7 protein-coding genes are annotated in these 12422 nt (G+C 72.2%); 4 read left to right on the top strand and 3 right to left on the bottom strand.

Translation table 11 applies throughout. The features are described 5' to 3' along the window. The first annotated feature begins 35 nt into the window (after positions 1-35). Positions 36-3296 (top strand): BTAD domain-containing putative transcriptional regulator, encoded by a 3261-nt coding sequence (locus OC490_RS39975; protein WP_262062952.1) that lies wholly within the window; start codon positions 36-38, stop codon positions 3294-3296. On the opposite strand, the gene OC490_RS39980 is transcribed toward OC490_RS39975, so the two are convergent. Together OC490_RS39980 and OC490_RS39985 are read right to left on the bottom strand one after the other, a co-directional pair. Continuing rightward, positions 3283-5247: a sigma-70 family RNA polymerase sigma factor gene (locus OC490_RS39980; RefSeq protein WP_262062953.1), complete on the bottom strand. Its 1965-nt coding sequence runs from the start codon at positions 5245-5247 to the stop codon at positions 3283-3285. The two genes, OC490_RS39975 and OC490_RS39980, sit on opposite strands and share 14 nt — an antisense overlap. Before the next feature lie 311 nt (positions 5248-5558). After that, positions 5559-6332 carry a TetR/AcrR family transcriptional regulator gene (locus OC490_RS39985; RefSeq protein ID WP_262062954.1) on the bottom strand — a complete coding sequence of 258 codons (774 nt, stop codon included), beginning with the start codon at positions 6330-6332 and terminating at the stop codon, positions 5559-5561. 377 nt (positions 6333-6709) lie between these two features. Here OC490_RS39985 and OC490_RS39990 point away from each other — a divergent pair, with 377 nt between their 5' ends. Continuing rightward, positions 6710-8077: an NAD(P)/FAD-dependent oxidoreductase gene (locus tag OC490_RS39990; protein ID WP_262062955.1), complete on the top strand. Its 1368-nt coding sequence runs from the start codon at positions 6710-6712 to the stop codon at positions 8075-8077. Positions 8078-8312: 235 nt separating this feature from the next. After that, the gene (locus OC490_RS39995; RefSeq protein ID WP_262062956.1) at positions 8313-9971 is read left to right on the top strand and encodes a SpoIIE family protein phosphatase; all 1659 of its coding nucleotides are present in this window, start codon (positions 8313-8315) and stop codon (positions 9969-9971) included. A gap of 1 nt (position 9972) precedes the next feature. Here OC490_RS39995 and OC490_RS40000 read toward each other — a convergent pair whose 3' ends face one another. Beyond that, positions 9973-11247: an MFS transporter gene (locus tag OC490_RS40000; RefSeq protein WP_410099240.1), complete on the bottom strand. Its 1275-nt coding sequence runs from the start codon at positions 11245-11247 to the stop codon at positions 9973-9975. A gap of 110 nt (positions 11248-11357) precedes the next feature. Between OC490_RS40000 and OC490_RS40005 the strand changes: the two genes are divergently transcribed. Then, the gene (locus OC490_RS40005; RefSeq protein ID WP_262062958.1) at positions 11358-11906 is read left to right on the top strand and encodes a MarR family winged helix-turn-helix transcriptional regulator; all 549 of its coding nucleotides are present in this window, start codon (positions 11358-11360) and stop codon (positions 11904-11906) included. Positions 11907-12422 lie beyond the last annotated feature (516 nt).

Here is a 12422-nt window from a genome sequence, read left to right on the forward strand (position 1 = left end):
TGACCTTGTCCCTCCTGCCCGGCGACAATGACCCGGTGCGGTACAAAATCCTGGGCAGTACCCGGGCGGAGGACGAACGGGGCGCCGTCGTGGCGCTCGGCGGTGCGCGGCTGCGCGCGCTGCTCGCCGCCCTCGCCCTGCACCCGGGCCGGATCGTCCCCTTCGGCACCCTGATCGACGAGGTGTGGGCCGACGAACCTCCCCAGGACGCCCCGGCCGCCCTCCAGGCCCTCGTCGGCCGGCTGCGCCGTACCGTCGGCAAGGACGCGATCGTCTCGGACCCCGGCGGCTACCGGCTCGCGGCGACCCGGGACGACGTGGACCTGTACGTCTTCGAACGGCTGGTGCGCCAGGGCACGGCCGCCCTGGAGCGGGGCGAGGCGACCGTCGCCGCCCGCGACCTCGGCGAGGCGCTCGCCCTGTGGCGCGGGCCCGCCGTCGCCGACCTCCCCGACCGGTCCGCCGCCGCCCGCCCGGACGCGCTGCGCCAGGAGGCGACCCGCGCGCGGGTCGAGGCGGACCTGCTGCTCGGCCGCGCCGCAGACGCCGTACCGGAGTTGAAGGAACTGACCGCGGCGCACCCGTACGACGAACCGCTGCACGCTCTCCTCATCCGCGCCCTGCGCGACTCGGGCCGCGGAGCCGACGCGCTCGCCGCCTACGAGACCGCCCGGCGCGCCCTCGCCGACGGCCTCGGCACCGACCCGGGACCGGAACTCCGGGCCCTGCACGGCGAGTTGCTCAAGTCACCGCCCCCGACCTGCGCCGGCGACCACCCCGCCCGGCAGTCCGAACGCGACGGCAACCTGCGTCCACGGCTTACCTCTTTCGTGGGCCGGGAACCCGAGATCGCCGCCATCCGTTCCGAAGTGCACAGGGCCCGCCTCGTCACGCTCACCGGACCGGGCGGCTCCGGAAAGACCCGTCTCGCCGAGGAAGCCGCCGCCGGACTCCCGCAGGCGTGGCTGGTCGAACTCGCCCGGCTCGACCGGCCGGAGGCGGTGCCGGGCGCGGTGGTCAGTGCCCTCGGTCTGCGCGAGACCGTGCTGATGACCACCGAGTTGGCGGTCCCGCAGGACGACCCGGTCGCCCTGCTGATCGAGTACTGCGCGGCGCGCAGCCGACTCCTGATCCTTGACAACTGCGAACATGTCATCGGCGCGGCGGCCGACCTCGCCGAGACCCTCCTGACCCGCTGCCCGGGGCTCACGATCCTCGCCACCAGCCGTGAACCCCTGGGCGTCCCCGGCGAGTCGGTACGCCCGGTCGAGCCCCTCGTCCCCGACCAGGCCCACCGCCTCTTCGCGGAGCGCGCCGCCGCCGTCCGCCCCGACGCGGAGACCGTGCTCCAGGACACCGAAGCGGTCACGGAGATCTGCCGGCGCCTCGACGGTCTGCCCCTCGCCATCGAACTCGCCGCCGCCCGGCTGCGGTTGCTCACCCCCCGCCAGATCGCCGACCGCCTCGACGACCGCTTCCGCCTCCTCACCTCCGGCAGCCGCACGGTCCTGCCCCGCCAGCAGACCCTGCGGGCCGTCGTCGACTGGTCCTGGGACCTGCTCGACGAGCACGAGCGGACCCTGTTGCGCGAGGCCTCGGTGTTCGCCGGCGGCTGGGACCTCGCGGCGGCGGAGAGCGTGTGCACCGGCCCGGCGGCGGACCTGATCGGCGCGCTCGTCGACAAGTCCCTGATCGTGGCCACCCCGGGGGAAGCGCACGACGGCATGCGCTACCGCATGCTGGAGACCATCCACGAGTACGCCGTCGAGCGTGCCGCCGAGACCCCGGCACTGCGGGCGGCGGCCGAGCGTCGGCACCGGTCCTGGGTGCGCGCCCTCGTCGAGGAGGCCGAGCCGCTGCTCCGCTCCTGGGAGCAACTCCCTTGGATCGCCCGCCTGGAGACCGAGCTCGACAACTTCCGCGCGGCCCTCGACCGAACCGTCACCGCGGGCGACGAGGCGGAGGCCGGTGCACTGGCCCTCGCCATCGGCTGGTTCTGGTGGCTGCGCAACTACCGCCGAGAGGGCGTCGACTGGGCCGAGCGCGTCCTCGGCCTCATCACCCCGGTGGACACCGCAGGCCCGTTCGAGGCCTACCTCGAAGCCCCGGACGCCGAGACCGGCCACCCCCTGCACATCCAGCGCATGAACCTCCGGATGCTGCACCTTTTCCTGGGCGCCGAATCAGGAGCCCTGGACCACCTGCCGAACGGACTGCGGGACGAGCGGCTGCGCCGGTACGTCTCGCTGGTGCAGAGCTTCTTCGCCGGCGGTGGCCCGGCCGCGGCGCGGATGCCGGGGCTCGCGTGGCCGTTCACCGCCTACTTCCTGCGCGACACGATGGACATCCGGGACGTCATGGACGTGGCGGTCGCCAACGCCCGTGTCCACGGCGGGGATTGGGAGGTCGCCGTCATCCTGATGTTCCGCACGCACATGGTCGTCGACTCCCCGGGCGGCATGGCGGGCGTCGACGACGACCTCGCGGAACTGCGCGTGCTCTGCCGTCGCGTCGGCGACCGCTGGGTGCGGGCCCAGGTGTCCAGCGCGGTCGGCGAGGCCGCCATGGGCCGTGGCCGGTTCGAGGAGGCCAAGGGGGCCTACGAGGAGGCGCTCGCGCTCGCCTACGAGGTCGGCGCCCACACCGAGACGCCGTTCCTCATCGCCCGGCTCGCCGAACTGGCCTTCCGCGCGGGTGACCGCGAGGCCGCGATAGCGGGCCTGGACGAGGCGACCGAGGCCTCCGACCGGCACGGGGTCGCGGACGCCCACGCGTTCATCCAGCTGCTGCGCGCGCACATCGCCCTGGAGGACGGGGACGTGACCTCCGCCCGCGCGTTCTGCGAACAGGCCCGTGAGGAGAGCGGACGCGGCACACCGCCGCCGCAGTTCCGGGCGGCGCTGGGCGCGGTCGACGCCCTGGTCACCGCCGCCGAGTCCGGCCCCGAGCGCGGGTTGGTGGCGATGGCGGGCGCTCTGCGCGAGGGGGTGGAGCTGCGGTGCGCCGAGGTGGTCACCGCGGCCCTGGTCGACCACGCGGCGATGCTCCTCGCCGAACTCGGCCAACTCCCGGCCGCGGTAAGGCTGTTCGCGGCGGCCGACCGGTTGCGCGGCGGTCATCCGTGCCCCATGCCGGAGCGCGCCAGGACCGAGCGCATCCAGGAGACGGCCCGCGCCGCGCTGGGCGCCGCGGGCTACGCCGCCGAGCGTGCCCGGGGCGAGTCCCTCACCGTGGCCGAGGCACTGACCGAGCTGCCCTCCCCGGCACCGGGCCCTGTCGGCCCTACTGGCAGGTGAACTTCGACTCCGCCCAGTCCGCGAGCGCCAGGTCGTCGAAGGAACTGCGCGGCTCGACCACCAGCCGTACGGTCCTGCGCCCGGCGAGGCCCACATGGACCGGCACCGCCGGGTCACCGCCGTCGATCTCCCCGGAACTCCACAGCCGGACCCCGTCGGCGTACACCGAGAAGTAGACCCGGCCGAGCCCCAGCATCATGTCGTCGACGCCGACCCTCGCGTCGTAGGAGACGCACTGGCGGTTGAGGTCGATCGTGACCGAGGAGCGGCCGTGCACGGTGATGCCGTGGGTGTAGCGCGTGCCGCCGATCGCGACGCCGTAGCGCTGCCACACCCAACTGCTGTCGCCGAGCCGGATCTCCGGGGCGGTGCCGTCGCCGTTGACGTTGTACGAGAGCTCGCTCACCTGGAAGATCGTCGGCGCGGGTGGGGGCGTCGGGGTCGGTGTCGGGGTGGGCGTCGGGGTGGGCCTGGGGGTCGGTGTCGGGGTCGGGGAGGCCTTCGGGGTCGGGGTCGGTGTCGGCCTGGGTTTGGGTGCGGGCGTCGGGGTCGGGCTCGGGGTGGGGGTCGGTTCGGGGGCCAACACCGCCGGTTCCTGGGCGGGTTGCTTCTTCGGGGGCGCCGGTGTCGGCGACTCGGGCTTGACGACGGGGGAGGAGGAGGGGGTCGACCCGGCCCGGGGTGGTTCCTTCGCGGGACTGTCGTGGTTGGCCAGCGCGAACGCCACCGCCGCCACCACACCGACCGCGACCACACCGGCCGCGATGCCCGCCTTCACCGGCGCCCCGAGCCCCTCGGAGGCCGCCGCGCCACCGGCACCGGCCCCGCCCGACGAGCTGCCGCCGGCCGCCGCGGACGCACCGGCGGCACCCGCCCCGCCGGACGAACTCCCGCTCGCCGCGGCAGCCGCGCCCGCTGCACCGGCCGCACCCGCTCCCGCGCCGCCCGCGATGAGTGCGACCGCCTTGGCGTACCCGGCGGCGCCGAACCAGCCGATGACCGCGACCGGGACGACCGCCGGGATCCCGCTGGCGACCTCCTCGATCTGCAGCGCGGCCAGCCGGCACTTGGCGCACTCCTCCAGGTGCTTGCGCAGCCCCCGTTCGGCACGCGTGCGCAGCCGGCGGCGGGCGTAGGTGCCGAGCTGGTCGGCGTAGCGAGCGCACTCCTCGTCGTCGGTGAGGGTGGCGCTGACATGGGCCTGGAGGTAGGCCTGCTTGAGGCCCTCGCGGGCCCGGCTGGCCAGCACGCGCGTGCCGTTGGCGTCGAGCCCGAAGAGCGTGGCGACCTCGCTCGGCGACTCGTCCTCGACCTCGGTGTGCCACAGCACGGCCTGCCACCGCTCGGGCAGCGACCGGAACGCCCGCATGGCCATCGACTGCTCGGCCTCGTGCATCGCCCGGACATCGGCGCCCAGGTCCAGCGTGTCGTCGTCGGACACCTCGGACACGCGCGCGGACTGGGCGGCGAACACCGCGAAGTCGTCGACGAGCTGCTCCCGCTTCGCCGATTTCGTCCAGTTCGCGGCGACGCGCCGGACGGAGGTCAGCAGATAGGCGCGTACGGCGTGCTCGGGCCCGGAGCCGCCGCGTACCGCCTGGAGCATGCGGGCGAAGACCTCGGCGGTCAGGTCGTCGGCGGTGTGCGCGTCCCGGCAGCAGGTGCGGGCGTAGCGGCGCACGGCGTCCGCGTGGCGCCGGTACAGCTCCTCGTACGCCGTGTCGTCACCGGCGCGCATCCGCTCGATCAACGAGGCGTCGGCCGTGGGCCTCTCCAGCGGCGGCGGGAGGACACTGCCCTCGCGCTGGGCCGGGACGCTGCCCTCGCCGGGATCGCCGCCGCCCTGGGGGACCCCGCCGGGCCCGCCCTGACTCGGCACCTGTGGTGAGGTCAGCCCACCGGCCTCCGGGTCACTGTCACCCAGTGACTCGTCCCGCCCGTCAACGCTCATCGCGGAAAGCCCCCGCCGCCTGCCCAACCAGTCCCGAACACCGGGTCAGCGTAGCCATATTGGCTTTTGTTCAGGACCCCGTCGTACGGACCATCCACTCGTCCGTGGGGACTTCCCGCAACGCAGTACTAGCGTTCACCCCTCCGGGGAAGGCTCAACTCTCGTGCCCAGAACGGGAGTTGGCACGGATGACCGAAATGCCCGGAACGCTCCCGGGCATCACTCGGGGCGCGGGCACTTCGGTACCTCCGCGCCACAGTCACCTATTCGAGTCACCCGCGAACGGGCCTCCCGACCCCAAGGAGTCGGCCTCACAACGGCCGCGACCGCAGCCCCTCCAGCAGGATGTCCAGCAACCGCGCCGACGCCGCCGCCTGCTGCGCAGCATCCGGCAGCGAGGGCGCCGCCGTGGCGATCACCAGCAGTACGTCCGACACCGACACGTCCGGCCGCAGCTGACCCGCCGCCCGCGCCCGGTCCACGAGCTGCCCGACGACCTCCAGCAGCGCCGCCGCCCCGGCGTCGTCGACCACCGAGCCCAAAGACCCCGCCGACTCCTCCGGCACCAACCGCAGCTCACCCGTACCCGGCTGCGTCCGCTGCTGCGGCACCCGCGCCTCGTCGAGTAGGGAGCCCTCGGCGCCTTCGTCGGCGACGCCCACCCGCAGCACCTGCGGCGGCAGCAGCCGCCCGGCGCCCGAGGCCACCGACGTCCGCAGGAAGCGCGACAGCGCCGACCACGGCTCGTCCTCCTGGCCGAGCGCCGAACGAGCCTGGTCGGTCAGCCGGGAGGTCTCCTCCTCGGCTATCCGGCGCACCAGGACGTCCTTGCTCGGGAAGCGCCGGTACACCGTGCCGACACCGACCCGCGCGCGCCGCGCCACGTCCTCCATCGGCGCGCCGTAGCCCAGTTCGCCGAAGACCTCACGCGCCGCCCGCAGCACGTGCTCCAGATTGCGCTGTGCGTCCACGCGCAACGGCGTCGTGCGCGAGCTGTCCCCGCGTCCGTTTCCCGCCGCCGCACCGACCGCGGCGCCGGATGCGACGGCAGACGCGGATGTCCAATGAGAGTCCTGAATATGCATACACGTTCCCCCGGTTAATGACGTCTCCCCCCGGAGACTCCCCGCCATTGGCAGCCGGAGCATCGTGAGACAAGCCCGGTTCACGAACCACGCTTCTCGCGGGCTCGTTGAGCGCATCCCCCTTCACCCCGTCGACACACGAACATAGTTGAGAGGGGGTCAATTCAGAAGGGGCAGGTTCCGCACGGAGCGCCCCCCGATCGGAGTACGGGTCGCATACATCCCGATTGCGCCCCCGGGCACCACCCCGATCACCCCCACTGACCTGCGCACCTGCCCTGTACTCCGGCAATTCCGGCGCCCGCGCGAGCTGTCCCCGGCCGGTCACACAATTTGTCGAGCCTGTGGACAAACTCCAGCGCCGGGTGCGTCATGGGATGGTGAAGGAACGCGCGCGCATTCTCGTTGTCGGTGGCGGCTACGTCGGGATGTACACGGCCCTGCGCCTTCAGAAGAAGTTGAAACGTGAAATCAGGCGCGGGCAGGTCGAGATCACGGTAGTCAGCCCCGACCCTTATATGACGTATCAGCCGTTTCTCCCCGAGGCCGCCGCCGGTTCGATCTCCCCCCGCCATGTCGTCGTCCCGCTGCGCCGCGTCCTCGACCGGTGCCGGGTCGTCATCGGCGAGGCCACCGCCATCGACCACGGCAAGCGCACCGCGACCCTCAGCACCCTCGCCACCGAGGAGGAGGGCACCGGCACGGAAGAGCTGTCGTACGACGAACTCGTCCTGGCCCCCGGCTCGATCTCGCGCACCCTCCCCATCCCCGGTCTCGCCGAGCACGGCGTCGGCTTCAAGACCGTCGAGGAGGCCATCGGCCTGCGCAACCACGTCATCGAGCAACTGGACATCGCCTCCTCCACCCGCGACCCCGCGGTCCGCGACGCGGCCCTGACCTTCGTCTTCGTAGGAGGCGGTTACGCCGGCGTCGAGGCGCTCGGCGAGCTGGAGGACATGGCCCGCTACGCCGTGCGCTACTACCACAACGTCGACGCCGACGACATGAAGTGGATCCTCGTGGAGGCCTCGAACTGCATCCTCCCCGAGGTCGGCCAGGAGATGGGCACCTACACCGTCACCCAGCTCCGCAGACGCAACATCCAGGTCCTCCTGGAGACCCGCCTCGAATCCTGCGCCGACCGCGTCGCCGTACTCGACGACGGCCAGCGCTTCCCCACCCGCACGCTCGTGTGGACGGCCGGCGTCAAACCCCACCCGGTCCTCGCCGCCACCGACCTCCCGCTCACCGCGCACGGCCGCCTCAAGTGCACCCCGGAGCTGACGATCGAGGGCGCCACGCACGCGTGGGCCGCGGGAGACGCGGCAGCCGTCCCCGACGTGACCGCCGACGCGCCCGGCACGGAGACCGCCCCCAACGCCCAGCACGCGGTCCGCCAGGCCAAGGTCCTCGGGGACAACATCGCGCACTCCCTGCGGGGCGAGCCCCTGCAGACGTACGCCCACAAGTACGTCGGCTCGGTCGCTTCCCTGGGACTGCACAAAGGTGTCGCGCAGGTCTACGGACGGAAGCTGAAGGGCTACCCTGCCTGGTTCATGCACCGCGTCTACCACCTCAGCAGGGTGCCCACCTTCAACCGCAAGGCCCGCGTGCTCGCCGAATGGACCCTGGCGGGGCTCTTCAAACGGGAGATCGTGTCCCTGGGTTCACTCGAACACCCGCGAGCCGAGTTCGAACTCGCGGCCGGTGGGAAGCCTCCGCACGACCCGAAGGGGTCGAACTGACCGGACCGAGGAACTCCACCGGCGGCCCCGGCGTCTGACGAATATCGGCCCGGTCCGCCACACTGCCAGACTGGTCCACGACTTCGGGCGGGCCCGCGCCCGCCCGTCCCACCCAAGAGGCTCTCCCCACTGTGCTGCATCCCCCGGCGACCGATGTGCGGCCCCCACCGCGCGGCCCCCGGACCCCCGGCAGGGTCCGGAACCGGCCGACGACACCTACACGAGGCAAGGATTCGTGAACTTCACGCGCTGGAGCGCCCGGCTCCCCGGAACGCAGCGCCGCGCCGCAGCGCGGACCGACCACCAGGTCACCCCGGACCGCCGGGGCGAGGGCTCCGTACCCGCGGCCCGCGCCGAGCAGCTCACCGACGAGCCGCCGCCCGTCCCCGCCGTCGACGACCTGCCCGTCCGCGAGGTCCTCGACCGCGTCCCGGCCCTCGTCGCCCTGGTGCACGGCCCCGACCAGCGCATCGCGTACGTCAACGACGCCTACGTGGCCGCCTTCGGCGACCGCCCCCTGGGAGCACCGGCCCGCGACGCGCTCCCCGAGCTCGACGAACTCGGCCTGCTCCCGCTCCTCGACCAGGTCCTGCGCAGCGGCAAGCCCCGCACCCTCAAGTCCCGCAAGGCCCCCGGCGGCCGGTCCTACACCTTCACCTGCACCCCGGTCGCCAAGAGCGCCGACGGCGGCGAGGGCGGCGTCCTGATCTTCGCCACCGACGTCACCGACCACGCCGAGGCCGCCGAGCGCCTGCGCACCAGCGAACGCCGCCAGCGCGAGACCGCCGTAACGCTCCAGCGCTCCCTGCTCCCCCAGGAGCTCGAAGAGCCCGACGACCTCCGCATCGCCGCCACCTACCAGCCCGGCGGCACCGAGGCCGCGGTCGGCGGCGACTGGTACGACGTGATCACCCTCGGCGGCGGCCGGACCGCCCTGGTCATCGGCGACGTCATGGGCCGGGGCGTCCGCGCGGCGGCCGTCATGGGCCAACTCCGCACCGCCGTCCGCGCGTACGCCCGCCTCGACCTGCCCCCGCACGAGATCCTCCAGCTGCTGGACGGCCTCGCCACGGAGATCGACGCCAACCAGATCGCCACCTGCGTGTACGCCATCTTCGACCCGAACGAGGGCCGCCTGGTGTACGCCTCCGCCGGCCACCTCCCGATCCTCGTCCGCGACGAGACGGGCACGGTCCAGCGCGCCGACGAACCCACCGGCCCCCCGCTCGGCACCGGCGGCTGGATCCACTCCTCCGGCACGATCCCGCTCAGCCCCGGCTCCACCGCGGTCCTCTACACGGACGGCCTGGTGGAGCGCAGGGACGAGGACCTCGACGAGGGAATCGCCTCCCTGGAGCGCGCGTTGGCCGGCGCCACCGGCACCCCCCAGGTCGTCTGCGACCGCCTGGTCCGCTCGCTCGGCGTCACCGCCGACCACGACGACGACGTCGCCGTCCTGGTCGTCCAGCACCCGACCCGCACCGGCCACGACGGCGATCTCTTCCGCAACGCGGCCCTGGAGCTGCTCGGCGGAGTGGAAGCGGCCCCACGCGCGCGTGCCTTCGCCTCCGGAGTCCTCACCAGCTGGCGCTTCCCCACCGAACTGCACGACCTCGGCGTCCTGGCCGCCAGCGAACTCGTCGCCAACAGCCTCCAGCACGGCACCCCACCGATGCGCCTCCGCCTGCGCCGCACCGACCGCCGCCTCATCGTCGAGGTCACGGACGGCGACGACCACCTCCCGCGCCGCCGCCGCGCCGAACCCGCCGACGAGTCCGGCCGCGGCATCGCGATCGTCGCGACAATCGCCACCACCTGGGGCTCCCGCCGCACCCCCGGCGGCGGCAAGGCCGTCTGGTGCGAGTTCGTCCTCCCCAAGACGCCCCCGGTATGACCTACACGTCCGCACCGACGGGCTCGACGGCCCCCCGAGCGACCACCAGACTCCCCTTCGCCCGCCACGGCTGATCCTGTACGGCGGTCAACTGCCGCCCCAGCCGCACGGCGAGCACGCTGATCCCCAGCGAGAACACCAGGAACATCACGACGTACGGCCCCGGCAGCGAGGCCCCGAGCGGCCCGCCCACCGCGGGCCCGACGGCCAGCGCGAGCTGCTTCACCAGGGCGAAGGCCGAGTTGTACTGCCCGGCCATCCCCTCCGGCGCCAGATCGGCGACCAGCGGCGCGATGGTCGGCGACAACATCGCCTCACCGAGCCCGAACAGCGCGTACGTCGACACGAACGCGGCCGTCGCCATCTCCTGACTCCCGTGCCCGAGCCCGGCATACCCGGCCGTGACCCAGGCCAGCGCCCAGATCAGCCCGACCCCGGCGATCACCCTGGACCGCCGCCGCCGCTCGACGAACTTCAGCACCGCGAACTGCGCGACCACGATCATCGCGGTGTTCGCGGCCAACGCCGTCCCGAGCGCGGACGTGGAAATCCCGGCGGCCTCGACCCCGTAGGCACTCAGCCCGGACTCGAACTGCCCATAGCAGGCAAAGAACATGACGAAGCCGAGCACGCTCAGCTGCACCATGGCCCGATTGCCGAGCAACTGCTTCCAGGCACCCTTGCCCGACACCCGCGAGGGAGCGTCCCCGATGACCGGTGAGTGCGGCATCCGCACGGTCGCCATCACCCCGGCGAGCACCAGGAACATCGCCGACTCGATCCCGAACAACAGCGTGAACGACGACGCACTGGTCGTGTCGACCAGATGACCGCCGATGAGCCCACCGACACCGAGCCCGAGGTTCTGCAGAAAGAACTGCATGGCAAACGCCCGCGACCGCGTCTCGGCGGTCGAACACTCCACGATCATCGTGGCGAGCGCCGGCTGCATCACGGCCTGCCCGGCCCCGAGCCCGGCAGCCGACACCAGCACAGCCGTCGCGTTCCCCGCCAGCCCCAGACTCAGCGCTCCTACGGCGGCCACGACCAGGGCGACGAGCAGAACCGGCCGCGGGCCACGCCGGACGATGGCCCGCCCGGCGAACGGCAGCACGATCAGCGCGGCCACGGCGAAGACGGCGAGCACGAGCCCCGCCGTCATACCTCCAAGACCCCGCACCTGCGCCACATAGACGTACAGGTACGGGACCGTGAAGCCGAGCCCGAACGCGCTGAGTGCGTTGCCCACGTGGATCCGGCGCATCGCTGCGCCCATCGCCCTGGTCACGTTCACCTCAATCAACTAGTTAGACCTGAAGACTTAGAAGCTAAAGAGTACATACTCAAGGACTTCAAGGCAAAGGAAGCCCGTGCCATACTGCGCGCATGGCCGACACCAGCGGCGTCCCGGAGCCGACGCTCGACGAACAGATCGCCGCCTACCAGCGCGAATTCCGGGACCTCGACCCCCAGGTCGAGAAGATCGTTTCGGCCCTGGGCCGCCTCAACCGCCGTATGAACGTCGCCTACGGCCGTCAGACCGCGAACCTCGGCATCAGCAGCGCCGACTGGGAGGTCCTCAAGGCCCTCGTCCTCGCCGGCGACCCCTACCGGATGGGCCCCAGCGACCTCGCCAAGCGCCTCGGCCTCACGCCGGCCGCGATGACCCACCGGATCGACCGCATGGTCTCCGAGGGGCTGGTCACCAGGGAGCGGGACGAGTCCAACCGCGTCCGCGTGATCGTGGAGCTGACCCCCGAGGGCCGCGGCAAGTGGCTGGAGGCGATGCGTATGGCGACGGTCTTCGAGGAGGACCTGCTCCAGGACCTGTCGCCGGACGAGCGCACGGTCCTCGGCGAGGTCCTCACCCGGCTGCTGCGTAGGGTGGAGCACGCCCAGCCGGACGCGGGCGGGCGCCTGACCGACCTGGACTGAGCGGTCTCCGACCAGCCTCCGACTCGCCCAGGAAAAGATCTTGACAGGGGTGGTTGACACGCCCCTCCTCGATCCGTAAAGTTCTTCGGGTTGCCGCCGAGCCGTAACGGTTCTCCGGCAACACCTCCGCCGCGACAGCGGCAACCCAAACCATCCGCACGATCTCCCAACGGGATTGATTTCGGCGTGCCCGAATTCAATTCGATTTGGGCTCGGCTGTGTTCGATCAGGTCACTGGACCTCGATTGGAACTCCGCCGGGGGAATCGGCTAAGGTTTGAGACGTCGGAACGGCCCAAGGGCCGGGATGGCAGCCCCCTCTGACTGGGAGTCAGGCCCGAAAGGATCTGATAGAGTCGGAGTCGCCGGAAAGGGAAACGCGGAAGCGGGAACCTGGAAAGCACCGAGGAAATCGGGACCGGAAACGGTCTGATAGAGTCGGAAACGCAAGACCGAAGGGAAAAGCCCGGAGGAAAGCCCGAGAGGGTGAGTACAAAGGAAGCGTCCGTTCCTTGAG

The organism is Streptomyces sp. STR69, from assembly GCF_024519455.1.
Taxonomy (GTDB): domain Bacteria; phylum Actinomycetota; class Actinomycetes; order Streptomycetales; family Streptomycetaceae; genus Streptomyces.

What these genes read in the sequence shown, in the direction of transcription:
- OC490_RS39980 (WP_262062953.1), bottom strand. Translation starts at nt 5,247, where the DNA reads ATGAGCGTTGACGGGCGGGACGAGTCACTGGGTGACAGTGACCCGGAG.
- OC490_RS39985 (WP_262062954.1), bottom strand. Translation starts at nt 6,332, where the DNA reads ATGCATATTCAGGACTCTCATTGGACATCCGCGTCTGCCGTCGCATCC.
- OC490_RS39990 (WP_262062955.1), top strand. Translation starts at nt 6,710, where the DNA reads ATGGTGAAGGAACGCGCGCGCATTCTCGTTGTCGGTGGCGGCTACGTC.
- OC490_RS40000 (WP_410099240.1), bottom strand. Translation starts at nt 11,247, where the DNA reads ATGGGCGCAGCGATGCGCCGGATCCACGTGGGCAACGCACTCAGCGCG.
- OC490_RS40005 (WP_262062958.1), top strand. Translation starts at nt 11,358, where the DNA reads ATGGCCGACACCAGCGGCGTCCCGGAGCCGACGCTCGACGAACAGATC.